The sequence below is a fragment of the Burkholderia sp. Bp9140 genome (assembly GCF_003853425.1).
Classification (GTDB): domain Bacteria; phylum Pseudomonadota; class Gammaproteobacteria; order Burkholderiales; family Burkholderiaceae; genus Burkholderia.
The window spans coordinates 14,491-36,890 of the sequence record NZ_QTPQ01000009.1 but is presented as its reverse complement, the minus strand read 5'-3'; the positions used below and the strand labels follow the sequence as shown (position 1 = coordinate 36,890).

At 66.0% G+C, this 22,400-nt stretch carries 24 protein-coding genes, 1 tRNA gene and 2 pseudogenes; 9 read left to right on the top strand and 18 right to left on the bottom strand.

Annotation, left to right across the window (positions count from 1 at the left end; translation table 11 throughout):
• Positions 1-12: 12 nt before the first annotated feature.
• Complete coding sequence (locus tag DIE21_RS09775; RefSeq protein WP_124497506.1) at positions 13-966, bottom strand: LysR family transcriptional regulator; 954 nt, start codon at positions 964-966, stop codon at positions 13-15.
• A gap of 163 nt (positions 967-1,129) precedes the next feature.
• Between DIE21_RS09775 and DIE21_RS09770 the strand changes: the two genes are divergently transcribed.
• Together DIE21_RS09770 and DIE21_RS09765 are read left to right on the top strand one after the other, a co-directional pair.
• On the top strand, positions 1,130-2,551 hold the full coding sequence (locus tag DIE21_RS09770; protein WP_124497505.1) for a M20 family metallopeptidase: 1,422 nt from the start codon (positions 1,130-1,132) through the stop codon (positions 2,549-2,551).
• 35 nt (positions 2,552-2,586) lie between these two features.
• Positions 2,587-3,873 carry an MFS transporter gene (locus DIE21_RS09765; protein WP_124497504.1) on the top strand — a complete coding sequence of 429 codons (1,287 nt, stop codon included), beginning with the start codon at positions 2,587-2,589 and terminating at the stop codon, positions 3,871-3,873.
• Between the two features lie 86 nt (positions 3,874-3,959).
• Here DIE21_RS09765 and DIE21_RS09760 read toward each other — a convergent pair whose 3' ends face one another.
• Both DIE21_RS09760 and DIE21_RS09755 read right to left on the bottom strand, forming a co-directional pair.
• Complete coding sequence (locus DIE21_RS09760) at positions 3,960-5,012, bottom strand: NADP(H)-dependent aldo-keto reductase (protein WP_124497503.1); 1,053 nt, start codon at positions 5,010-5,012, stop codon at positions 3,960-3,962.
• Positions 5,013-5,213: 201 nt separating this feature from the next.
• Positions 5,214-5,651, bottom strand: a complete 438-nt coding sequence (locus DIE21_RS09755) for a PaaI family thioesterase (RefSeq protein ID WP_124497502.1) — start codon at positions 5,649-5,651, stop codon at positions 5,214-5,216.
• 169 nt (positions 5,652-5,820) lie between these two features.
• Here DIE21_RS09755 and DIE21_RS09750 point away from each other — a divergent pair, with 169 nt between their 5' ends.
• Both DIE21_RS09750 and DIE21_RS09745 read left to right on the top strand, forming a co-directional pair.
• Complete coding sequence (locus DIE21_RS09750; protein ID WP_124497501.1) at positions 5,821-6,303, top strand: helix-turn-helix domain-containing protein; 483 nt, start codon at positions 5,821-5,823, stop codon at positions 6,301-6,303.
• Positions 6,304-6,712: 409 nt separating this feature from the next.
• On the top strand, positions 6,713-7,336 hold the full coding sequence (locus DIE21_RS09745; protein WP_409364625.1) for a phospholipase D family protein: 624 nt from the start codon (positions 6,713-6,715) through the stop codon (positions 7,334-7,336).
• Between the two features lie 162 nt (positions 7,337-7,498).
• Here the strand turns inward: DIE21_RS09745 and DIE21_RS09740 are convergent, their stop codons facing one another.
• On the bottom strand, positions 7,499-7,723 hold the full coding sequence (locus tag DIE21_RS09740) for a hypothetical protein (RefSeq protein WP_124497499.1): 225 nt from the start codon (positions 7,721-7,723) through the stop codon (positions 7,499-7,501).
• Positions 7,724-7,906: 183 nt separating this feature from the next.
• Here DIE21_RS09740 and DIE21_RS09735 point away from each other — a divergent pair.
• Positions 7,907-8,479: pseudogene (locus DIE21_RS09735) on the top strand (GGDEF domain-containing protein); the annotation flags it as partial.
• A 46-nt stretch (positions 8,480-8,525) separates the two neighbouring features.
• Here DIE21_RS09735 and DIE21_RS09730 read toward each other — a convergent pair.
• The 3 genes and pseudogenes from DIE21_RS09730 to DIE21_RS09720 form a co-directional block, all read right to left on the bottom strand.
• Positions 8,526-8,999: a VOC family protein gene (locus DIE21_RS09730; RefSeq protein WP_124497498.1), complete on the bottom strand. Its 474-nt coding sequence runs from the start codon at positions 8,997-8,999 to the stop codon at positions 8,526-8,528.
• A gap of 299 nt (positions 9,000-9,298) precedes the next feature.
• A pseudogene (locus tag DIE21_RS38140) lies at positions 9,299-9,480 on the bottom strand (hypothetical protein).
• A gap of 111 nt (positions 9,481-9,591) precedes the next feature.
• Positions 9,592-9,900 (bottom strand): phosphatidylserine/phosphatidylglycerophosphate/cardiolipin synthase, encoded by a 309-nt coding sequence (locus DIE21_RS09720; protein ID WP_124497619.1) that lies wholly within the window; start codon positions 9,898-9,900, stop codon positions 9,592-9,594.
• Between the two features lie 200 nt (positions 9,901-10,100).
• Between DIE21_RS09720 and DIE21_RS09715 the strand changes: the two genes are divergently transcribed.
• The 3 genes from DIE21_RS09715 to DIE21_RS09700 all read left to right on the top strand — a co-directional run bounded on the left by DIE21_RS09715 (position 10,101) and on the right by DIE21_RS09700 (position 13,613).
• The gene (locus tag DIE21_RS09715; protein ID WP_124497497.1) at positions 10,101-10,844 is read left to right on the top strand and encodes a DUF695 domain-containing protein; all 744 of its coding nucleotides are present in this window, start codon (positions 10,101-10,103) and stop codon (positions 10,842-10,844) included.
• Between the two features lie 576 nt (positions 10,845-11,420).
• Positions 11,421-11,885, top strand: a complete 465-nt coding sequence (locus DIE21_RS09710; RefSeq protein ID WP_124497618.1) for a plasmid fertility inhibition factor family protein — start codon at positions 11,421-11,423, stop codon at positions 11,883-11,885.
• 669 nt (positions 11,886-12,554) lie between these two features.
• Positions 12,555-13,613 carry an FkbM family methyltransferase gene (locus DIE21_RS09700; RefSeq protein ID WP_124497496.1) on the top strand — a complete coding sequence of 353 codons (1,059 nt, stop codon included), beginning with the start codon at positions 12,555-12,557 and terminating at the stop codon, positions 13,611-13,613.
• Positions 13,614-14,160: 547 nt separating this feature from the next.
• On the opposite strand, the gene DIE21_RS09695 is transcribed toward DIE21_RS09700, so the two are convergent.
• From DIE21_RS09695 to ssuD, 8 genes are all read right to left on the bottom strand, one after another.
• Positions 14,161-14,236 (bottom strand) — tRNA-His (locus DIE21_RS09695).
• A 59-nt stretch (positions 14,237-14,295) separates the two neighbouring features.
• Positions 14,296-15,282: a tRNA dihydrouridine(20/20a) synthase DusA gene (dusA, locus tag DIE21_RS09690; protein ID WP_260426623.1), complete on the bottom strand. Its 987-nt coding sequence runs from the start codon at positions 15,280-15,282 to the stop codon at positions 14,296-14,298.
• A gap of 126 nt (positions 15,283-15,408) precedes the next feature.
• Positions 15,409-15,663, bottom strand: a complete 255-nt coding sequence (locus DIE21_RS09685) for a hypothetical protein (RefSeq protein WP_124497494.1) — start codon at positions 15,661-15,663, stop codon at positions 15,409-15,411.
• 55 nt (positions 15,664-15,718) lie between these two features.
• Entirely contained in the window at positions 15,719-15,916 is a 198-nt protein-coding gene (locus DIE21_RS09680; RefSeq protein ID WP_014897153.1) for a hypothetical protein, read from the bottom strand.
• A 140-nt stretch (positions 15,917-16,056) separates the two neighbouring features.
• A complete protein-coding gene (locus tag DIE21_RS09675) occupies positions 16,057-16,272 on the bottom strand; it encodes a molybdopterin-binding protein (protein WP_006400187.1) in 216 nt (71 codons plus the stop codon).
• A 57-nt stretch (positions 16,273-16,329) separates the two neighbouring features.
• Positions 16,330-17,289 carry an ATP-binding cassette domain-containing protein gene (locus DIE21_RS09670; RefSeq protein ID WP_124497493.1) on the bottom strand — a complete coding sequence of 320 codons (960 nt, stop codon included), beginning with the start codon at positions 17,287-17,289 and terminating at the stop codon, positions 16,330-16,332.
• Positions 17,286-18,098: an aliphatic sulfonate ABC transporter permease SsuC gene (gene ssuC, locus DIE21_RS09665; protein WP_124497492.1), complete on the bottom strand. Its 813-nt coding sequence runs from the start codon at positions 18,096-18,098 to the stop codon at positions 17,286-17,288. Before ssuC ends, DIE21_RS09670 begins: the two co-directional genes overlap by 4 nt.
• A 16-nt stretch (positions 18,099-18,114) precedes the next feature.
• A complete protein-coding gene (gene ssuD, locus DIE21_RS09660; RefSeq protein ID WP_124497491.1) occupies positions 18,115-19,272 on the bottom strand; it encodes an FMNH2-dependent alkanesulfonate monooxygenase in 1,158 nt (385 codons plus the stop codon).
• A 351-nt stretch (positions 19,273-19,623) separates the two neighbouring features.
• Here ssuD and DIE21_RS09655 point away from each other — a divergent pair, with 351 nt between their 5' ends.
• The gene (locus tag DIE21_RS09655) at positions 19,624-20,052 is read left to right on the top strand and encodes a hypothetical protein (protein ID WP_124497490.1); all 429 of its coding nucleotides are present in this window, start codon (positions 19,624-19,626) and stop codon (positions 20,050-20,052) included.
• Positions 20,053-20,172: 120 nt separating this feature from the next.
• On the opposite strand, the gene DIE21_RS09650 is transcribed toward DIE21_RS09655, so the two are convergent.
• Genes DIE21_RS09650 through DIE21_RS09640 form a run of 3 tightly spaced genes read right to left on the bottom strand, consistent with a single transcriptional unit; the run spans position 20,173 to position 22,192 of the window.
• On the bottom strand, positions 20,173-21,321 hold the full coding sequence (locus DIE21_RS09650; protein WP_124497489.1) for an enoyl-CoA hydratase/isomerase family protein: 1,149 nt from the start codon (positions 21,319-21,321) through the stop codon (positions 20,173-20,175).
• Positions 21,322-21,352: 31 nt separating this feature from the next.
• Entirely contained in the window at positions 21,353-21,691 is a 339-nt protein-coding gene (locus DIE21_RS09645; protein ID WP_124497488.1) for a multidrug efflux SMR transporter, read from the bottom strand.
• Between the two features lie 3 nt (positions 21,692-21,694).
• Entirely contained in the window at positions 21,695-22,192 is a 498-nt protein-coding gene (locus DIE21_RS09640) for a heme-degrading domain-containing protein (RefSeq protein WP_124497487.1), read from the bottom strand.
• Positions 22,193-22,400 lie beyond the last annotated feature (208 nt).

Genomic DNA, 22,400 nt, shown 5'->3' with positions numbered 1-22,400 from the left:
GCGGATTTGCGATTATCTCACGCCCGGGCGTCTCGGGCCGCGCGCGGCCACCGGCGGGGGCGACGCGGCGCTCATCGCGTCGATCAGATGGTCGCGGAACGCGCGTACCGACGCGGGCAGGTCGCGCCCCGCCATGGTCTGCACCTGGATGCTGCGCTCGCGCAGCTGCGGGTTCGTGACGGGCACGACGACGAAGCCGTCCGCGTCGAAGCGGTCGCGCACCGACAGCAGCCCCGTGAACATCACCGCACCGGTGCGCTGCGCGTAGCGGTACATCACCGCGGTGTTGTTGCTGGTCAGTTCCGGCTCGAGCATGATCCCGTCGAGCACGCACGCGATGTCGATCAGCTGGCGCACCGTCGTGCCGGCCTCGGGCAATACATGCGGATGCCGCGCGACATCGGCGAGCGACACCGCGTCACGCGCCGCGAGCGGATGGTCGCGCCGCACGAGCACGAAGACCGGCGCACGCTCCGTGTGTTCGACACGCACGCCCTGCTCCGGCGCCAGGCTGAACGTCAGCCCGATGTCGGCATCGCCGTCGCGCACACGCCGCGTCGCCTCCGCCGGCGACACGACCCACACCGAGAACTCGACGCCCGGGTGGCGCGCCTTGAAGCCCGCAAGCGCGCCCGGCAGGAAATCGATCGCGAACCCTTCCGAGCAGGCGATCTTCAGCAGGCTGCCGTGCAGCGCCTCCAGCCCGCCGATTTCCTTCATCACGTGCTCGGCCTCCAGCAGGCTGCGTTGCGCGAAGCCCAGCAGCCGTTCGCCGGCCTCGGACAGCGCCATCCCGCGCGGCCGGCGCTCGAACAGCGGCGCGCCGAGCTCGCTCTCGAGCTTCGCGATCTGCCGGCTGATCGCCGAGACGGCCACGTGCAGCCGCGCCGATGCGTCGCTGATCGACCCGGTGCGCGCCACTTCGACGAAGTACCGCAGTGCAAGACCATGCAGGAAAGCCGCCATCGTTCTGTCTCCGAGCCCGACGTCCGGGCCGCTATGCTTTGCCTTTTCGGCAACGAAATGTTCGAAATTCGATCATTGTGACAAAAAAAACGGCTTTCTAGAATCGATCGCACTCCCGGCTGCGCGCGCCGCGCCCGCCGGAAAACCGACGAAGGAGACAGTCTTGAGCCGTACCGCCGCCATCCAGCACGCGCTGAACCAGTTCGAATCGGGCGCGTTCTTCACGACCCTGAGCCGCCGCGTCGGCCTGCGCACCGAAAGCCAGGACAGCGGCGCGGGTGCCGCGCTGCGCGCCTACCTGACCGACGAGATCGCACCGGAGGCCGCGCGCCTCGGTTTCACGTCGCGGATCGTCGAGAACCCCGTCGACGGCGGCAGCCCGTTCCTGCTGGCGTCGCGCCACGAGGACGACGCGCTGCCGACCGTCCTGATCTACGGCCACGGCGACGTCGTGCGCGGCTACGACGCACAATGGCGCGCGCCGCTGTCGCCGTGGACGCTGACCGTCGACGGCGATCGCTGGTACGGGCGCGGCAGCGCCGACAACAAGGGCCAGCACACGATCAACCTGGCCGCGCTGGCGAGCGTGCTCGACGCGCGCGGCGGCCGGCTCGGCTTCAACGCGAAACTGCTGATCGAGATGGGCGAGGAAACGGGGTCGCCGGGCCTCGACGCGCTGTGCCGACAGGAGCGCGATGCACTCGCGGCCGACGTGCTGATCGCGTCCGACGGACCGCGCGTCACCGCAGAGCGCCCGACCGTGTTCCTCGGCTCGCGCGGCGCCGTCAACTTCAAGCTGAGCCTGCGCGCACGCGACGGCGGCCATCACTCCGGCAACTGGGGCGGGCTGCTGCGCAACCCGGCGACCGTGCTCGCGAACGCGCTCGCGAGCCTCGTCGACGCGCGCGGCGCGATCCGCGTCGCGGGGCTGCGCCCGCCGCCGATCCCGGCGGCCGTGCGCGCCGCACTCGCCGACCTGTCCGTCGGCGGCGGCCCCGGCGATCCGGCGCTCGACGCCGACTGGGGCGAGCCCGGCCTCTCCGCCGCCGAGCGCGTGTTCGGCTGGAACACGTTCGAGATCCTCGCGTTCAAGGCCGGCAATCCCGACCATCCGGTCAATGCGATTCCGCCCGTCGCGTATGCACACTGCCAGCTGCGTTTCGTGGTCGGCACCGACTGGGAAGCGCTGCACGCGCATCTGCGCGCGCATCTCGATGCGCACGGCTTCGCCGCCATCGAGATCGACGTCGAGCGCGGCGCACCAGCGACGCGCCTGCCGCCGGACGATCCGTGGGTCCGCTGGGCCGTCGCGTCGCTCGCGCGCACGACCGGCAAGAAGCCCGCGATCCTGCCGAACCTCGGCGGCACGCTGCCGAACGAAGTGTTCGCCGATACGCTGCGGCTGCCGACCCTGTGGGTGCCGCACTCGTATCCGGCGTGCTCGCAGCACGCGCCGGACGAGCACCTGCTCGCGAGTGTCGTGCGCGAGGGACTGCAGATGATGGCCGGCCTCTTCTGGGATCTCGGCGACGCCGCGCCGCCCGTTCGCCGCGCGGCACCCGCCGCGGCCGGCGCCGCCCTGTAACGCGCTTCGCTCCTTTCTCGGGACCTGCTCACACGATGAATACGACCACCCTGACCACGCAGGACGCCGCGCGCCCCAGCGCAGCAAAGATCCGGCGCATCATCTTCGCCGCGTCGATCGGCAATGCGCTCGAATGGTTCGACCTGATCGTCTACGGCTTTTTCGCGGTAACGATCGCCAAGCTGTTCTTCCCCGCGACCAGCGAGGCGACGTCGCTGCTGCTCACGCTCGGCACGTTCGGGCTGTCCTACCTGATCCGGCCGATCGGCGGCTTCGTGCTCGGCGCCTATGCCGACCGCGCGGGGCGCAAGGCATCGCTGCTGCTGTCGATCGGGATGATGATGGCCGGCACGCTCCTGATCGCGCTGATGCCGACCTATGCGTCGATCGGCATCCTCGCGCCGCTCGGAATCATGCTGTCGCGGCTGATGCAGGGCTTTTCCGCCGGCGGCGAATTCGCAAGCTCGACCGCGTTCCTGGTCGAACATGCGCCGCAGCGGCGCGGCTTCATGTCGAGCTGGCAGTTCGCGAGCCAGGGGCTCGCGACGCTGCTCGCATCGGGTTTCGGCGCGCTGCTGACCTCGACGCTGAGCGCCGCGCAACTCGAAAGCTGGGGCTGGCGCGTGCCGTTCCTGTTCGGCCTCGCGATCGGCCCGGTCGGGCTCTACATCCGCCGCTACGTCGACGAAGGGATCGAGTTCAAGACGCAGGCGCGCTCCGAAGCGCCCGTGCGCGAGCTGTTCGCGGACCAGAAGATGCGCGTGCTGCTGTCGATCGGCGTGCTCGTGATCTCGACCGCGATCAACTACATGGTGCTGTACATGCCGACCTATGCGATCAAGCAGCTCGGGCTGCCGGCATCGACGGGCTTCGCCGCGACGCTCGCGACCGGCTTCGTGCTGACGCTGGTCACGCCGCTCGTCGGCCACCTGTCCGATCGCACCGGGCGGATCCGCGTGATGGCAGCCGCCGCCGTGCTGATGCTCGCCACCGTCTGGCCGACGTTCGTGTGGCTCACGCATCACGCTTCGTTCGCGACGATGCTCGCCGCGCTGATCTGGATCGGTGTGCTGAAGGCGACGTACTGCGGCGCACTGCCGGCGCTGATGGCCGAGCTGTTCCCGGCGCAGACCCGCGCGACCGGTCTCGCGGTCAGCTACAACACGGGCGTCACGCTGTTCGGCGGCTTCGCGCCGTTCGTGATCACGTGGCTGATCAGCGCCACCGGCAACCGGCTGTCGCCGGCGCTGTACCTGATGGGCTGCGCGGTGTTGAGTCTCGCTGCGCTGTTGGTCGCGCGCACGCGGCTCGGGATGCGGTAACCGCGGTCACGCAGGAAACGACTGCGCCGCGATGCGCGTCGAGCGCGGCCCGTCGCGGCATGCCTGCCGCGCGGGCCGCTCGCAGTTTACGGCGCAGGGTTCGGCTGCAGTTCGTGCAGCGCGTCGATCTCGGCAAGGATCTCGTCGGACAGCTTCACGTCGATGCTGCCGATGTTCTCCTTCAGTTGCGCGAGCGACGTCGCGCCGACCAGGTTGCTGCGCACGAACGGCCGGCTGTTGACGAACGCGAGCGCAAGCTGCGCGGGCGACAGCCCGTGGCGCTTCGCGAGCGCGACATAGCGCGACGTCGCTTCGACGGCCTGAGGCTTGCTGTAGCGCTGGAAGCGCTCGAACAGCGTGATGCGCGCGCCGGCCGGACGCGCGCCGTTCTCGTACTTGCCGGACAGCCATCCGAAGGCGAGCGGCGAATATGCGAGCAGGCCGATGCCGTCGCGGTGCGTGAATTCGGACAGGCCGCTCTCGAACGTGCGGTTCAGCAGGCTGTACGGGTTCTGGATGCTCGCAATGCGCGGCAGCCCGAGCTTCTCGGCTGCGCGCAGGAACTGCGCGACGCCCCACGGCGTTTCGTTCGACACGCCGATCGCTCGGACCTTGCCGGCCTTCACGAATTCCGCGAGCACGCCCAGCGTTTCCTCGATCGGCACCGTATAAGCATCGTCGACCCACGGATACGCAGGGCGGCCGAACGTCGTCGTGCTGCGATCGGGCCAGTGCAGCTGGTACAGGTCGACATAGTCGGTCTGCAGGCGCTCGAGGCTGCCGTCGAGCGCCTCGGTCAGGTTCTTGCGGTCGAACTGGTTGCCTTCGCCGCGGATGTGGCGCGGATTGTGCGGCTGCCGCGCCGGGCCTGCGATCTTCGTCGCGAGCACGATCCGGTCGCGTTGCGCGCGATGCCGCGCGAGCCAGGTGCCGATGTACTGCTCCGTGCGGCCCTGGGTTTCGGGCTTCGGCGGCACCGGATACATCTCCGCGGCATCGATCAGCGTGACGCCCCGCCCGAGCGCGTAATCGATCTGCTCGTGGGCGTCGCGCTCCGAATTCTGCTCGCCCCACGTCATCGTGCCGAGGCCGACCAGGCTGACCTCAATGCCCGAATCGCCGAGTGTGCGGTATTCCATGCTGTTCCTGTCGCGTCAGTGGAAAGCAGGAACGCTATCACATTGAAGCGAATGCTTCAGATGGCCGATGCGCACGGCTTCGCGCAGCCCAAGGTGCGCGCCTCGCTCATGCAGGTTACCGCCGCTACGACCGCCTCGGCGTGCGCGCCGTTCGGATCACGTCGGACGGCCGGGCCGGCGCGCACGTCGCTCCCCGCTCCGTTACTGCGGCCGCTGAATGAAGCAGGTCGCCGATGCGTGCGCGACGATCTTGTCGTCCGGCGTCTTCAGCGTGCCTTCCGCGACGCCGAGCGTGCGCGACAGGTGAATCACGCGCCCTTCCGCGATCAGGTCGACGTCGCGCGGCACGGGGCGCAGCATCTTCACATGCAGGTCGACCGTGCCGTAGCCAACGCCCGCGTCGAGCATCGAATGCACCGCGCAGCCCGTGACGGAGTCGAGCACCGTCGCGGCGAACCCGCCGTGCACACCGCCGAGCGGATTCAGGTGGCGGCCGTCCGCACGCGCCGAAAACTTCACATAGCCGAGCTCGACGCCCAGCGGACGCATCGGGATCGTCTCGGAAATCGACGCGAGCGGCGCGTCGCCGGCCGCCGCGGCACGCAGCAGATCGAGACCGGACAGGGAAAGCGGATTCATCGGGTTGTCTCCGGGTTGAAGGCGCGTCGCCGCGCTATTAAGTTCTAAATTGGAACTCATTATCGGCAACGGTGCCGGCCATTGTCAACGCGGCCGCGCCTGTTGCAACCGAAGGCGGGTTCTATAATCGAACCCGCTATTTCGCTGAACCGACGCTAGAGACTCGACGATGAAATGGGATGACATCGGTACGCTGAACTGTTCGGTCGCGCGCACGCTCGCCGTGCTCGGCGATCGCTGGACCATGCTGATCATGCGCAACGCCTTTCTCGGCTGCCGCCGCTTCGATGCGTTCCAGGCGCAACTGGGCCTCACGCGCCATGTACTGTCCGAGCGGCTCGCGCGCCTGGTCGACGAAGGCGTGCTGGTCAAGCGCGCGTATCAGGAGCGGCCGCCGCGCTTCGAATACCGGTTGACGGAAAAAGGCCTCGACCTCTATCCGGCCCTGCTCGCGCTGATGACATGGGGCGACCGCTGGAAGGACGACGGCCAGGGGCCGCCGGTGCAATTGCGCCATCGCACCTGTGGTCAGCTGATGCACGCAGTTGCAGTGTGCTCGGCGTGCGGCGAGCCACTCGATGCGCACGACGTGCAGCCGGAACCCGGGCCCGGATGGCGCGCACGCGAGGCAACGGGACCGCTCGATGCCTGACCCTTGATGCAGCGCTGCAGCGCAGCCTGCCGCGCGCGCATCGCAGCGCGGCCATCATGCATCCGCGTGTTGCATGCGTTTGCACCTGCCGAGCATTCGTGTTGCCGCGCCCGGTCTGCTGTTTCAACCTCATCAATCGCACAGCGCATTGAATCTGCACGAGCGCGTGCGCGCATTTCGTCATGCGGGGCCGTGTCGTTCTACTTGCGCACGCGCCCGTTCATCATCGACATCCGCCAACCGGCGCGACCATCCGGCCGATGCAGATACCACGCGGCATGATGAGCTTCGCCACGTCGACCACTGCAGGCCACCATGTCATCGCTCCCGTTCGCATCCGAACGTGACCGCGCCGCCATGTCTGCGTTACACTCACGGCCCGCTGTCTCAAAATCATTCGCTGTCCACGATGTTGTCGCGCAAACGCCTCGCCACCGCCTGCCTCGCCGCTTCCCTGCTCGCCACACCCTTTGCCGCCTTCGGCAAGACGCACAACGAATCGCTGCTGCAGCAGGCGATCGACTTCATCGCGCAGTTGCTGCCCGCCCCGACCCATGAAGCACCCGCGACGCAAGCCGTCGAATCGGCATTTTCGCCCGATGGCGGTGCCGAGGCGCTCGTGCTGAAGGCGATCGGCGCCGCGCGCACCTCGATTCGCGTGGCCGCCTATTCGTTCACGTCGCCGCCCGTCACGCGCGCGCTGCTCGCCGCGAAGCGGCGCGGCGTGAATGTCGCGGTCGTCGTGGACGACAAGGGCAATCGCGCGAAGAGCAGCAAGCAGGCGCTGAACCTGCTCGTCAACGCCGGCATTCCGACGCGCACGATCGACGCCTACGCGATCCACCACGACAAGTACCTCGTGATCGATGCCGAACATGTCGAGACCGGCTCGTTCAACTACAGCGCATCGGCAGCCAGCCGCAACTCCGAAAACGTCGTCGTGGTCTGGAACAATCCGCAGCTCGCGTCGCGCTACCTCGCGCACTGGCAAAGCCGCTTCGACCAGGGCGCGCCGTACCGCTCGTCGTACTGACGCATCGCCAGCACGCGATCGCAATCGGCGTGCGGCGCGGCCGACGCGCGTCGTTGCATGCATTCGCTCCGTGATGTCGTCAATGATCGGTGTGCATGACGCGCCAATCAACCTGGCCGAATGGCCGGCACGCCAGGCGTGGCGGCACCGCGATCAGCGGCATCAATGCAATCGGTGATTGTCGGGCGCTCGCTCGGCGATCTGCGCGACGACACAACGGCCCGCCCGCGCATGCGCATCGCTTGCCGAAAGCTTCGGCAGATCGCGATTGCCGCCCGGCAGCGCGCCGAGTACGCAGTCCGTGCTGATGGCCAGCGTGTTCTGGACCATTGGATAGAGCAGGTACAGCGCAAACGCGAGGTACCCCACGTACAGAATTCGAACCATGGTGCGATAGATGAACGATTGATCTCACCCTGTTTACGGCGTCACGTCGGACAGCTTGAGGCACCGGACATCAAGTTGCGTGTCGTGCAGCTACGCATGACGTGTGAAGCACCTGCATCGCACCGACGGTCTGCCCCGCCCCATCGTGGCTGTGCAATGGAGAATGCGCGATGCTGTTCGACATGCAGTCGTGGAACGCGGCCGTATCGGGAACTCGCGCTGCTCGGCGATCTCGCGCACATGACTGAACGCGAAATCGCGGCGCTGCATCTCGCGACGACCGACGAGCTGACCCAACTGACGAACCGGCGCGGCTTCGAGATTCTCGCGCGTCACGTGCTGAGCCTGTGCGATCGCACGGGCCGGCACGCGGTATTGCTGTTCTTCGACCTGAACGGCTTCAAGGCGATCAACGATCGCTTCGGTCATGCCGAAGGCGACCGCGCGCTCAAGACTTTCGCGGACACGCTGACCGGTGCGCTGCGCGACAGCGACGTGATCGCCCGGCTCGGCGGCGACGAATTCGTCGTGCTGTCGAGCGCCGCCGATCCGGCCGACGTCGGCGAGCCGATCGAACGCGTCACGCGGGCACTCGCGCTGCGCAACGCGGCCGACGCACGCGGCTATGCGATCCGGTTCAGTGTCGGCCACGTCGCATACGATCCCGCGCGGCATCACACGGTGGCCGACCTGCTCGAATCGGCCGATCGCCGCATGTACGAGGACAAGCAACGCGGCAAGGCCGCCGGCGCCTGAGCGCGGACGAACCGCGCGCCGCGTCAGCCCGGTTCGCCCGGCGCGGTCAGCTTCCGCACGGCGGCGCGCTCGCCATCGCTTCCGCGATCTGCTCGGGCGTGAGATCGCGTTGATGGGTCGCGATCGACCAGCGATGGCCGAACGGATCCTCAACCTGCCCATAGCGATCGCCCCAGAACATGTCGGCGGCCGGCATCTTGACCGTTGCGCCGGCCGCGACGGCCTGCGCGATCGCCGCGTCGGTGTCCGTCACGAACAGGTGCAGGCAGACCGGCGAGCCTTTCAGCGCCTTCGGTCCGAGTGCGCCATGCTCCGGCATTTCATCCACGAGCATCAGCGTCGAATCGCCAATTGCGAGGCACGCGTGCGCAAGCCGGCCGTCCGGGGTCGGCAGGCGGAACCGTTCGGTCGCGTTGAACGCACGCTTGTAGAAATCGATGGCTGCGGCTGCGCCGGCGCAGATCAGATGCGGCGTCAGCGTGCGCATCCCTTCCGGGATCGGGTTGACGGACGTGGCCATGGGTGTCGCTCCTTCAGTCGGTTGTCGTGTCGGAAATCGGGACGGACGCACGATGCGCACGCCTCCAATGCCACGACGGACGGGCTCGACGGAAATCGACACGCGCGCGGAGATTTTTTTATTCGCTCGCGACAGGCCGGCCAGCACCGCGCTGATGATCGCCTTGCTTCTGAAACCGCGGCCGTCGACCCGCAGGGCCATCGGCAACGCGCCGGTCACCGTACCCGCAACCGGATCGACATGCCAGACGGAATCCTTGGTTGCGCTTGCCTGTTCGTTCATCGCGTCGGCCGCTCCCGTCAATTGCCTACCTTGACCGCGCCGTTGGACGTGCATTGACCGACCGCCCAGCGACTCTGCCCGCGAGGTGCGGTGCGAGACCGATTCCACGAATCGACGTCGCCGGCGACGATGCGGGAACCGCGGCCGATGCGGTCTCGGGAGAGGGCTGTACCGATTCAGTCTGACAGGCCGCGAGCATCAGGCAGAGTGCAGTGGCCAACGGGGTGACTGTGTATCCGGCCGTGGTTTCGCGCGCGGCAGCACGATTCGCTTTTGTGGACGGCTTGCGTGAACACGCGTCGAACGCCGCTCAGATCTGTGGAAGATCACGCAGCGTACGCGACTCGTTCGTGGCGTCGATGTCGAGTTCGATCCCTTCCGACGCGTCGCGATACAGCACGCGCTTCAGCCTCGGCCCCACCGCCGTTCCGTCCGCTTCGTCGAATACGGCGTGAACGTCGTTGCCCGCCGCAAGCGCGCGCGCCACTTCCGCCACCGACGCCTCGCTCGGCGTTGCCGCCCACGACCGGTCCGCCGGATTGACGGCTGCCCAGCGCACATGCGTCACGCGCGCACTGAGCACATCGATTCGGACACCATTCACCGCGAACATCGACATCGAAATCTCCTTCGAAACGGTTGCTGCCGAGCGAACGCCTGACGCTGGAAGCCGGCGATCGGGCGATATCACGCGAATTCGACCGCCACCGCGGCCGGCGGGATGCGGGATCGTCCGCGCGGCGTCGGCCAGCGCGATTTTCGATGATACATTGGGACGCTTTGCAACCGTCAACAGACAATCGTGCACGGGAGAAACACATGACCGACGCCTGGGGAACCTTCCCTGCCAGAATGGGCGACCATCAGGCCTTCATCAGCTTCAATCACGGCTTTGCGGAAATCGCCGAAAGCGACCCGCGCACGTCGCTGCTCAGCGTGCGCGTCACGCTTGCGCATCCGACGCCCGATGGCCTGCCGAGCCGTGCCGAGTTCGCCGATCTCACGAAGATCGAGGATCTGCTGGACGCCGCCGTGACCGCGAAAAACGGCGTACAGGTCGGCCGCGTCACGGTCGACGGCAACCAGGATTTCCTGTTCTACGTGCCGTTCGACGAGGAAGCCGCGGCCGAGATCATCGACTCGCTGGCCGAACAGACGACCTACGCACTTCAGTATGCATACCAGGACGATCCGGACAAGGAAACGTACTGGCGCACGCTCTACCCGACCGACGACGACTGGCAGCTGATGCGCGACATGCGCGTGCTCGAAGCACTGCGGCAGAAAGGCGACGTGAGCGATATCCGCCGGCGCGTGATGCACTGGGCCTACTTCCCGGAGCCGAGCGACGCGCACCAGTTCGCCGACTGGGCCGAGTCGAAAGGCTACCTGGTCGAATCGGTCGCACCGACCGAGGATGGCAAATCGGCCGTGCGGTTTGCGCACGAAGGCACGATGGCGCTGGCCGACATCACGCACCATACGCTCGAGATCAATCGCGAGATCCGCTCGCTCGGCGGAGAATACGACAGCTGGGAAACCAGCGTCGAGCAGGCAGGCTGATCCGGCTGACACACGCGTTGCGCGCGACCGGGCCTTGACGGGCCCGGGTCAAAAAGCATCCCGGCAGCGCGATCGCGCGCCGCCGGGACCCAGGCATCGCCGGCCGTAACCGGCGATGGGCCCAAGCGATTGCTCAGGCACGAGGAAAGCGATTCATGCGGATCAGGCGAACGGATGCCGGGACGCGAAGCGCCGCCTGCCGAACGCCTGTCCGGTTCCGCCGACGCGGCCTGCATGCGTCGGGCGGGCAAAAAGCCCCCGCTCCTGCGCGAGCGAGCGGGGAAACGGTTGACCGGGCCGGGGTAGAACGGTCAACCGGCCAGAGTGTGATCGTGGCCCGTGCAACCGTCTGTGCGGCAACTCACTCTTTCAACCGGAACGCTCCCGTCATGTCGCGATAATCTCGCAAACTGTCGACATCGACTGAAAATGTCTGGCCGCATCCGTTCCGTGTCCGATTCCGCGCCGCGTTCTTTCGCGCGTGATTTCACTCCTGCTGTTCCGGACATCTGCGTGCTCCGCCGCCGCACTGCTAGACTCGGGCCACAAAGATCACATGCCCCACCCAAGGAAACCATGACACTCGCTCGGGCACAACATGACGGCGTCGATGTCTGGATCATCCAGCTTCCCGGACATGCCGCCTATGCCTATACGCATCTCAAGCGGGTATTCGCATCCGACGACTCGCGGCATCGCGTCGTGACGGTCGACCTGACGAAACTGCTCGCTTGCGCCGACCGCGACACGACCGACTACGTGCTGCCGTCGGTTCAGTACTGGGCGCCCGGCAAGGCCGCCGGCATCCGCGATTTCCTCGACCCGGCCAAGGCCCGGATTCCCGACATGCCGTTCATCACGTTTCGCGAAACAAGAACGCGGACGCTGCTCGGCATTCCGGGCCTGTCGAAAGTCGGCGTCGCGTCGTTCCGGAACGGCCAGCATCGCGCGCGCTATCTGGCGTATGCAGGGGCGACGAGCCTGCCCGTCGAGGTGCATGAAACGGAGGCCGATCTGCTCGTGCGGTATTGCGGCGAGTGACGGACGCGACGCTTCGTCGTTTGCGGAATGGGTCGTGCAGTGGGCAGCCGTTCGATTCGACGCCGACAGGCCGCCAGGCCTCGATCACGTAAATCCGGTCGGTGACCGACGTCCGGTCGATGAAGCTGGTTTCGACGCCCGTCAATCGCCAGCCGTTGTGCTCGTAGAAGCCGATTGTTTCGACTGCGGGCCGAATCGCAAATCGCAAATCGCGAATCGCATGAGATGCCGCACGACGGCGCCGCCGCCAAAAAAATGCCCCGACGCCTTCCAGGTCGTCGGGACCGAACGGCCCTGCAAAGCTGAGGGCACGAGGAACCGATACATTACACGAATGCAAGCATGTCAAGCATTGGCGGTTTGCGCCAAGTCACTGGCTTATTCCGCCAATGTGCGGGGCAATGGGCGTGCCGCGACGACCGCTTGCTTTGCGGGTCCGCGAAGGACGCAGAGGTGACCGGGCGACAACGCTCGAATGGCGTGACGGCACCGAGTTGCGGCATCGGGAAGTCGAATGGGCCTCACCCTCGCAGCGCTCCTCGCGAGATCGCTCTTCGCCGAGCCCCGTAACGGAAAAGCGGCTGCGAGGCGGCTTGAGATAGTGTTGACGTTATACTTTCGACCGGCTTCAACGGCAATCCACAAACTTCTTTCTTTCGAGAGATACCTATGGAACGCAGTGTTGGCATTGGCGGAAGACGATGGCTCATCCAGGGCAACGACAGCGACAGCTATATAGCAAAGCTGACTGACCCATTCGAACCGCAACTTGTATCGATGCTTGCGGTATTGTGCGACAGCGGTGCGCAAGTACTCGATATAGGCGCCAATATCGGCTGCACCGCGCTCGCGCTTTCGCAGATTGTCAGTGACGGCAAAGTGGTCGCGTTTGAGCCGGTGCCGCGGACATTCGCGAATCTGTCCAAGAACGTTGGCATGATTTCCAACGTAGCGATACATAATTTCGCCCTCGGAAAACAGACCGGAACGCTGCCTATGCAAGGCTCCGAAGGCGATTCAGCTGGCGCATTCGTCGCCAACCAATTTCATATCGCCAATACGGGGTATTTCCAAGTTGATGTTCCGGTGCGCACGCTCGACGAGGCATTCCCTTCGCTCGGACTTGACCGCATCGATTTCATAAAGATCGATGTTGAAGGGTTTGAACTCGATGTATTCGAAGGCGGTCGCGAGACGCTACAGCGCTTCAAGCCTCGTGTTGTGCTGGAAATGAACCATTTCTGCCTCAATATGTTCCGGCGCATCACCTATCCGGAATTTCGTGAGCGGCTTTTGAGCATCTTCCCGTACGTATATGCCGTCGACGGTACTCGTTATCTAGATCTGACCGCAGAAGACGATGCATACGTAGTCGGCTACGAGCATACCCTGCAATTCCGATTTCCGAATCTCGTCGCGGGGTTCGACCGGACCGACCTCATCGCACGGCTTTCAACTCTCGATCGGGCCTCATACGTGCTTGCCGAAGCGCATCGCGTCGCAGCCGATTTCGATGCATATCGCGCGGCAGCCGAAGCGGAATCGAATCAGCTTCGATCGCAACTCGCGTCACATGATGCAGAGCGGGATAGCCTCGAAATTCAAGTTGCCTCCGGTGCAAAGCGCATTGACGAACTTGAGCGCGAGAAGCATGCACTCCTTGCCTCATCAAGTTGGCGCGTCACCGCGCCGCTCAGATGGCTGAAGTTGAAGGCAATGGGCCAGTGATCACGCTAGCTGCGATAACTTGATCTGGACATGCGATTGCGCCTGGATCAATTGACTGTCCCGTCAGCGCGACGATGCCGAGTTTCACGAACTGCACCGTCACGGCATCCGCCGGGAAGATGTCGAGGTACCAATCGGGAAGCGGAAGGCAGGCGAACAACAGCGCGTGAAACTCGCGCAGTTGTTCGCGCGAGCTGAAAACCGTGATAGACGATGCACTCGCGCTACAGCGGACCACAAGCGTCCATCTCTTCGGCAACACAAGCCGAAGCGAACAGCCGGAGCGGTCGAATACGAACCGGTCGTGACTGATGCGCTACTACGAAAGGAAGCGCACGTCGTGGATGCTCGGGCTGGTCAAATGAGCGCATGATGCGGGAAACCCACGATCGCCGCCGTCAAATACGCGCGATGCGTAGAACCCAAAAACAAAAAACCCGCTCGATGGCGGGTTTCTCTTGGCAGATGAGCTTCCGTTTTTCCGAAAGCCCATCTTCCAAAACTTGCTGCGGGATCGGCTAATCGCGCTGCAAGTCATTGAATTTGTTGGGGTGGCTGATGGGACTCGAACCCACGACGACAGGAATCACAATCCTGGACTCTACCAACTGAGCTACAGCCACCACTGATACTACTTTGTTTCTTCGCTGTTTCGTTTCGTGTTCAGCAGCGAAGAACAAGATTATACGAAGACTTTTCCGTCTTGCAAAGCATTTTTTTCAAAATTTTCGAGAGCGTCGTTCAGATGCGCGCGCGCCTCGTCGAACACGGCCAGATCGGCGCGCGCGAGCTTCTTGTTGTCCGACAGCACGCGACGCCAGCCGCGCGCACCCGCGACACCGCGATACAGCCCGAGTGCGTGCCGGACGATCGCGCCGAGATACGTGCCGCGCTTCAGTTCCGCCGCGCAGTATTCGATCAGTTTCGCCTCGGCCTCTTCGCGCGTCGGCACCGCAGCGGTCGAACCATAGAAGCGCCCATCGACGCCCGCGAGCACATACGGGTTGTGATAAGCCTCGCGGCCGAGCATCACGCCGTCGACATGCTCGAGATGCTGCGCGACTTCGTCGAGCGTCTTGATCCCGCCGTTGATCACGATCTCCAGCGACGGGAAATCGCGCTTCAGCTGATACGCATAGTCGTACTTGAGCGGCGGGATCTCGCGGTTCTCCTTCGGCGACAGCCCCTTCAGGATCGCATTGCGTGCGTGCACGACGAACGTCTCGCAGCCCGCTTCCGCCACCTTGCCGACGAAGTCCCGTACGAATGCATAATCCTCGACAGCGTCGACACCGATCCGGTGCTTGACCGTGACCGGCACCGACACCGCATCGCACATCGCCTTCACGCAGTCGGCGACGAGTTGCGGCTCGTTCATCAGGCACGCGCCGAACGCACCGCGCTGCACACGCTCGGACGGACAGCCGCAATTCAGGTTGATCTCGTCATAGCCCCACTGCTCGCCGAGCTTCGCGGCGCGCGCGAGATCGTCCGGTTCGCTGCCGCCCAACTGCAGCGCGACCGGCGACTCGTTCGGCGCGAACGCGAGATGCCGCTGCGCGTCGCCGAACAGCAGCGCGCCCGTCGTGATCATTTCCGTATACAGCCACGTGTCGCGCGTCAGCGTGCGATGGAACGACCGGCAATGACGGTCGGTCCAGTCGAGCATGGGCGCCACGGAAACGCGGCGGGGAGGAAGCGAGGACGGTGCGGACATGGAATTCGGGGCAGCAAGCGGCGCGGGAAACAACCCGAGATTTTACCGCAACGCGACCCGACCGGCCCGGCAGCCTGACTAGACCGGCCCGCCCTCGCCCAGTTCGGCGTCGATGGCCCGCCGCGCCTCGTCGAGTACGCGCTCGATCACGCGCCGCTCGGTGAGCAGCATCCCGTCGACCTTCACGAGCCGCCAGTCGATCCGCACGGCCGCGCCTTCCAGCACGCGGTAGTGCGCATGCTCGCCGTCCCACACCTGCTCGGTCTTCACCTCGATCTCGTAGCCGCGGTACGGCTCGCTGAAATCGCCGAGATCACTGCCTCTCGGTTCCATCGCACGCTCCGTGGCGACGCAGCGCCAGGCCGCCTCGGCGGCCGGCGCCGTGCGCTCAATCGTATTCGTTAGACAAAATGGATTTGCCGTCGGCGGTCAGGTCGACGCGGTCGGCCGCCGCCTGGTAGATCAGCCCTTCGTTCAGCAACGCATAGACGACATCGTCGAACGCGGCCGGAACCGGCCGGCTGTCGCCGAACTGGTCGATCCACTTCAGCGCCTCGATGGCTTCGGGAGAAAGGATGGGGGTCATGCGTTGGCCTCCGGCGTCGGTGTCGTTCCATCCTAGCACTTCATCCGGACGCCGAATACCGAGGCAAACGCGCGACGCGAAAGCCGGTGCGTCGCGGACGGACAGACCGCCCGCGCCACCCCGGCACGGAAGACCCGCGCTCAGAGACGCGCGATCGACACTTCGGTGGACTTCACGAGCGCGACGACTTCCGCGCCGACCTTCAGCTCGAGTTCGTCGACCGAACGCGTCGTGATCACCGACGTGACGATGCCGAACGGCGTCTCGACGTCGACCTCGGACACCACCGGCCCGCGAATGATCTCCTTCACCTTGCCTTTGAACTGGTTACGCACGTTGATTGCAGTGATGCTCATCGGGTTGATCGCTCCGAAGAAAAAAGTCTGAGAACAGGCGGCCGGTGCCGCCCGGAATTAAACGGCCCAGCGAATCTGCCCGACCGGTCGTACGTGATCGACTTCAAGCGCCGTGCGCTGATCAGCCCCGCCGGCGCCACCGGCGAGCACGCGTTGCAGCACACGGTCTTCCAGCGCGGCGAACGCGGCCGATGCGCGCGCACGCGGCCGGTCGAGCGGCACCGGCTGATCAAGGGCGACCCGCCCCTGCTCGATCAGCAGGATGCGGTCGCCGAGCGCGACGGCTTCCTGCACGTCGTGCGTGACGAGCAACGCGGTGAACCGATGCTCGCGCCACAACCGCTCGATCAGCGCATGCATCTCGATCCGGGTCAGCGCGTCGAGCGCGCCGAGCGGCTCGTCGAGCAGCAGCAGTTGCGGCCGGTGCACGAGCGCCCGCGCGAGCGCGACGCGCTGCCGCTGGCCGCCCGACAACTGCGCGGGCCAGTCGTTCGCCCGCTCGAGCAGCCCGACTTCGTCGAGCACCGCGCGCGCCTGATCGCGCGCGCCGCGACCAAGGCCCAGCATCACGTTCTGCAGCACGGTCTTCCACGGCAGCAACCGTGCGTCCTGGTACATGATCCGCGTGTCGAGCGTGCCGCCGCCCTCGCCGCGCGTCACGAGCGCACCGCTGCTCGGCGCCTCGAGCCCTGCGACGAGGCGCAGCAGCGTGGATTTCCCGCAGCCGCTGCGGCCGACGATCGCGACGAAGCTGCCGCGCGCGATGCCGAGTTCGACGTTGTCGAGCACGGTCCGTGTGCCGAAACGCTTGCTGACACCCGACAGCGTCACCGCGTCGTCCTGTGCCGGGCTGCCGGTGCGCCGCCGTGCAAGCGGAACGACGGATGCGCCGCCGTCCCGATCGACGATCGCCGCATCCCGTGCGTCGTCGTCGGTCACGCGCGCCTGCGCCAGTTCGGCCTCGAGGTCTGCGCCGGCGAGCGGGCCGTAGGCGGCCGCCGAAGTGGTCGCATTCATGCCTTTGCTCCTGATTGATAAGCGGGGTGCCAGCGCAGCGTCACGCGCTCGATCCATTTCGCCAGCACGTCGGCCAGCTTGCCGAGCACCGCATACAGCAGGATGCCGACCACCACCACATCGGTTTGCAGGAATTCGCGCGCGTTCATCGTCATGTAGCCGATGCCCGACTGCGCGGAAATCGTTTCCGCGACGATCAGCATCACCCACATCAGCCCGAGCGCGAAGCGCACGCCGACGAGAATCGACGGCAATGCGCCGGGCAGGATCACGTCGCGATACAGCGCGAAGCCGCGCACGCCGTAGCTCTTCGCCATCTCGATCAGGTTCGCGTCGACCGAGCGGATCCCGTGATACGTGTTGATGTAGACCGGAAAGAACACGCCGAGCGCGACGAGGAACAGCTTCGCCTTCTCGTCGATGCCGAACCACAGGATCACGAGCGGAATCATCGCGAGCGCGGGGATGTTGCGGATCATCTGGATCGTCGAATCGAGCGCGACCTCTGCCGCTTTCGACAGGCCGGTCGCGAGCCCGAGCGCCAGGCCGACGCCGCCGCCGATCGCGAAACCGAACAGCGCGCGCCAGGTACTCACCTTCACGTTCGCCCACATCTCGCCCGAGGTCACGAGCGACCACGCGGCGCGCACGACCGCCACCGGTTCGGGCAGCACGCGGGTCGACAGCCAGCCGACGCGCGCGCCGATCTCCCATGCGGCCAGCAGCGCGAGCGGCACGAGCCACGGCGCGATACCGCGCCACGTGCGAGCGGCCACGGCGGCAGCGGCCGTCGACGTTTTCGTTGTCATCGCAGGCCTCCTTCGCTCAGCTCTGGCTTGCCTTAGGCAGGTAGTTGTTGCCGACGATCTCGCCGAACGGACCCGACAGCGGGCCGGACGGCCGCTTTGCACCCTCGCCCTTGATCAGCGGGAACACGAGCTCGGCAAAACGGTAAGACTCCTCGAGGTGCGGATAGCCGGACAGGATGAACGTCTCGATGCCGAGGTCCGCGTATTCGCGCATGCGCTCCGCGACCTGCTCGGGATTGCCGACGAGCGCGGTACCGGCGCCCCCACGTACGAGCCCGACACCGGCCCACAGGTTCGGATACACCTCGAGCGCCTCGCGGCCGCCGCGCTTGCCGCCGTGCAACGCGGCCATCCGGCGCTGGCCTTCCGAATCCATGTTCGAGAATGCCTTCTGCGCACGGGCGATCGTCTCGTCGTCGAGACGGCTGATGAGGCGCTCGGCATCGCGCCATGCTTCGTCCTCGGTCTCGCGCACGATCACGTGCATGCGGATGCCGAACCGGATCTTGCGGCCGCGCGATTCGGCGCGCGCACGGATGTCGGCGATCTTCTTCGCGACGGCCTCGGGCGGCTCTCCCCAGGTCAGATAGGTGTCGATGTGATCCGCGGCGATTGCGTGCGCGGCCGGCGACGACCCGCCGAACCACAACGGCGGATGCGGACGCTGCACGGGCGGGTAAAGCGCCTTGCCGCCCTTCGACTGAAGGTGCTTGCCGATGTAGTCGAAGCCGCCGTTGTCGTGCGATGCGGCAAGCAGCCCGCGCCAGATGTGCAGGAAATCGTCGGTGATCTCGTAGCGCGTGTCGTGATCGGCGAACAGTCCATCGCCTTCGAGCTCGGCGGCATCGCCCCCCGTCACGACGTTGATCAGCAGGCGGCCGCCCGACAGGCGGTCGAAGGTCGCGGCCATCCGCGCGGCCAGCCCCGGCGATGCAATACCCGGACGCACCGCGACCAGGAACTTCAGGCGCTGCGTCGCCGGAATCAGGCTCGACGCGACGACCCACGCATCCTCGCAGGAACGGCCGGTCGGCAGCAGCACGCCTTCATAGCCGAGCGTGTCGGCCGCGACGGCGATCTGCTTGAAATAATCGTAGTCCGCGGCGCGCGCGCCTTCGGCGGTGCCGAGATAACGGCTGTCGCCGTGCGTGGGGATAAACCAGAAAACATTCATCTGCTGCTCCTGCTTGACTGTTCTTGCCGGAATCTGGATAAAACGAGGCCTGCTCGCGTCGCGGACGAGCGACGCATGCATGGTGTGCGTTCGAATCGGGATGGCTCGCCGGTCGGGCCGTGCAGCGGGCGAGTACGCGATTGCACGGCTGTTTCTGGGAAATCAGTCTATGGATCGGTGCAGGGCTTTGGAACGATTTTTTTGAGCTTAGGTTTTCCGCTTTCGTGATTAGCACGACGCTCCAGCGAATATCGCGTCGGCCGGGCCCTAGCCGGGCCCTATAATGACGCACCTGTCCGAATAACTTCGCGCGGACGGCCCCGGTCGTACGCGCCTGCAATGCACTCATCGATGCAGAAAGTCATCCTGCCGTTCCTGTCCGGCTTCCTGGCCGCCCTCTTCTTTCGCGAAGCGACGCTCGCGCTCCTGCACACGGCCGACCTGATCGCCGCAGCCGGCTTCTCCACGCAACCGTTCGCGCCGCTCGGCATTCCTGAATTTGTCGCGAACGCGCTGATCAGCGCGTGCTGCGCGATCCCGATGGCGTGGCTGCTGCGCGTGTCGCCGGAGCGCGAGGCGCCGTGGATCGGCGCGCTGGTGTTCGGCGGCATCGTGCTGACGGCCGCCCGCGTGTTCGCGATCGATCCGCTGCGCGGGATCTGGCCATCGGGCAACATGATGCCGGTGCTCACAGCCGGTTTCGCGGCGAACGCGCTCTGGGGTTTCGGCGCGCTCGTGTTCATGCGTGCGTTCATGTCGGACGACGCCGGCGCCGATTGACGCACGTCTTGCGGCGAGGCGCGGCCCGCCGCCGCCGAGCTCGATCGGCATCCGCCAGTGAAAAGGCCGCCTGCATGTGCAGGCGGCCTTTTTTGCTTTTCACGTCGATACCGCGGCGCGTCAGTCCTTGAGGTTGCGCAGCGGGTGCGTGTCGGGCGTCCACGGGCTGTCGAACATCGCGAGCACGTCGGCCCGGTCGATATCGGCGGTCGACTTGAAGCGCCAGACCGGCTGGTGGTCCTTGTCGACGATCAGCGCGCGCACGCCTTCGATCACGTCGCCGTGCGCAAACGTCGAACGCGTGAGGTCGAGATCGCGCCGCAGGCAATCGGCCATCGTCGCGCCACGGGCCCGTTCGACGACTTCGAGCGATACGGCCATCGACAGCGGCGACAGCTGGCTGCGCATCGCGTGGGTCGCCTTCTCGACCCATCCGTCGACGGCCGCGCAATCCTGCTCGGCGTCGAGCGACGCGAGGATCGCACCGATGTCGGCTTGCGCGAAATGCCGATCGATCCCGGCACGCGCGTCGGCCAGCGCCGACGTGTCGGGCGTCGGCACGACCCTGTGCGCGGCAGCCGCGTCGGCCACGCACGCGACGGCCTGCGCCCCGCTGTCGATGCGCGCGCTACGCAGCGTATCGAGCAGCGCCGGCAGCGCGGCATCGGGCAGGTAGACGTCGGCGAGCTGCGCATACAGTGCGCCGGCCGCGTCGAGCGTCGCGCCGGTCACCGCGAGATAGCGGCCGATCGCGCCCGGCGTGCGCGCGAGAAACCAGCTCATCCCGACGTCCGGGAACAGGCCGATGCGCGTTTCGGGCATCGCCACCTTCGTCGAATCGGTGACGACACGCAAGCCGCCCGTATGCCGCGCCGCCTGCGAAATACCCATGCCGCCGCCCATCACAACGCCGTGCATCAGCGCGATGTACGGTTTCGGATAGGCGAAGATCGTGTGATTGAGCGTGTATTCCTCGATGAAGAACATGTCCACCGCATCGCGGTCGCCGCGCTGCCACGCGTCGTGAAAGAAGCGCACGTCGCCGCCCGCGCAGAACGCCCGCGGATGCGGGCTGTGCACGACGACGGCGACCACGTCGGCGTCGTCACGCCACGCGTCGAGCGCCTGCTGCATCAGGCGGATCATCCCGACCGACAGCGCGTTCAGCGCCTTCGGCCGGTTCAGTTCGAGATAGCCGATGCGGTTCGAGACATACGCGCGCACGTCGGGCTGGGCGGCGTCGGCGGAAGCGGAAGTGGAATCGGTCATGTGAGCCATCCGGCGTATCGCGGGCGCACGCTCAGTGCGCCTGCATCTTCGAGAACAGGTTCAGCACCACGACGCCCGAGACGATCAGCCCGAGGCCGATCACCGCCGGCAGGTCCGGCACCTGACGATAGAGCAGCATCGCGACGAGCGTGATCAGCACGATGCCGGCGCCCGACCACACCGCATAGATGATGCCGACGGGCATCGTGCGCAGCGTGAGCGACAGACAGTAGAACGCGATGCCGTAACCGGCCACGACGAGCGCCGACGGCCAGAAGCGCGTGAAGCCGTCCGCCGCGCGCAGCGCGGACGTGCCGATCACTTCCGCGACGATCGCGATCGCGAGCCATGCGTAACCCGGAAGCTGCATCGCTCAGCTCCTCGCAAGCGCCAGCACGGCATAGTCCTGCCCGAGTTCGGCGCACAGCGCTTCGACGACGAACTCGTGATCCGCGCGCTGCGGCAGCCCCGATGCCGTGATCGAGCCGATCACGCCGGCCCCCGCGACGGTCAGCGGAAACGCGCCGCCGTGCGGCGAATACTCGGAGACCGGCAGCCCGTGCTTGTCCGCGAGCGTGGCGCCGGCCTGCTGCATGCGCAAGCCGATCGCATACGAGCTGCGGCGGAAATGCGCGACGACGTTGCGCTTGCGGCGCACCCAGTCGGCGTTGTCGGGCGTCGCGCCGGCGAGCGCCGCGTAGAACAGCGGCTGGCCGAACGTGACGATGTCGATCGCGATCGCGTGACCGCGCGAGGTCGCGAGCGCATGCATCCGGTTGCCGAGCGCCCAGGCACGAGCCGGGTCGAAATGGGGAAACACGAGCGCCTGTTCCTGAGCGCCGATCGATTGCAGATCGTGAGCGATGTCCATGAATCCGTCGATGCAGTAGTGAGTGGTGCAACGGCACCGACGCAATTCGCGCACGACTCCGCTGCAGGAATGAACCGCACATGCAAACCGCTCGATTCTAGCGCACGCGCCTGCCGTACCGGCCCTACAAGGGCCCCGCCCGTGATTGCATCGCGATTGTGAGAAAGTGCTTGCAAGCATTCGGGTTAGTCCATATAATTCATTTCTT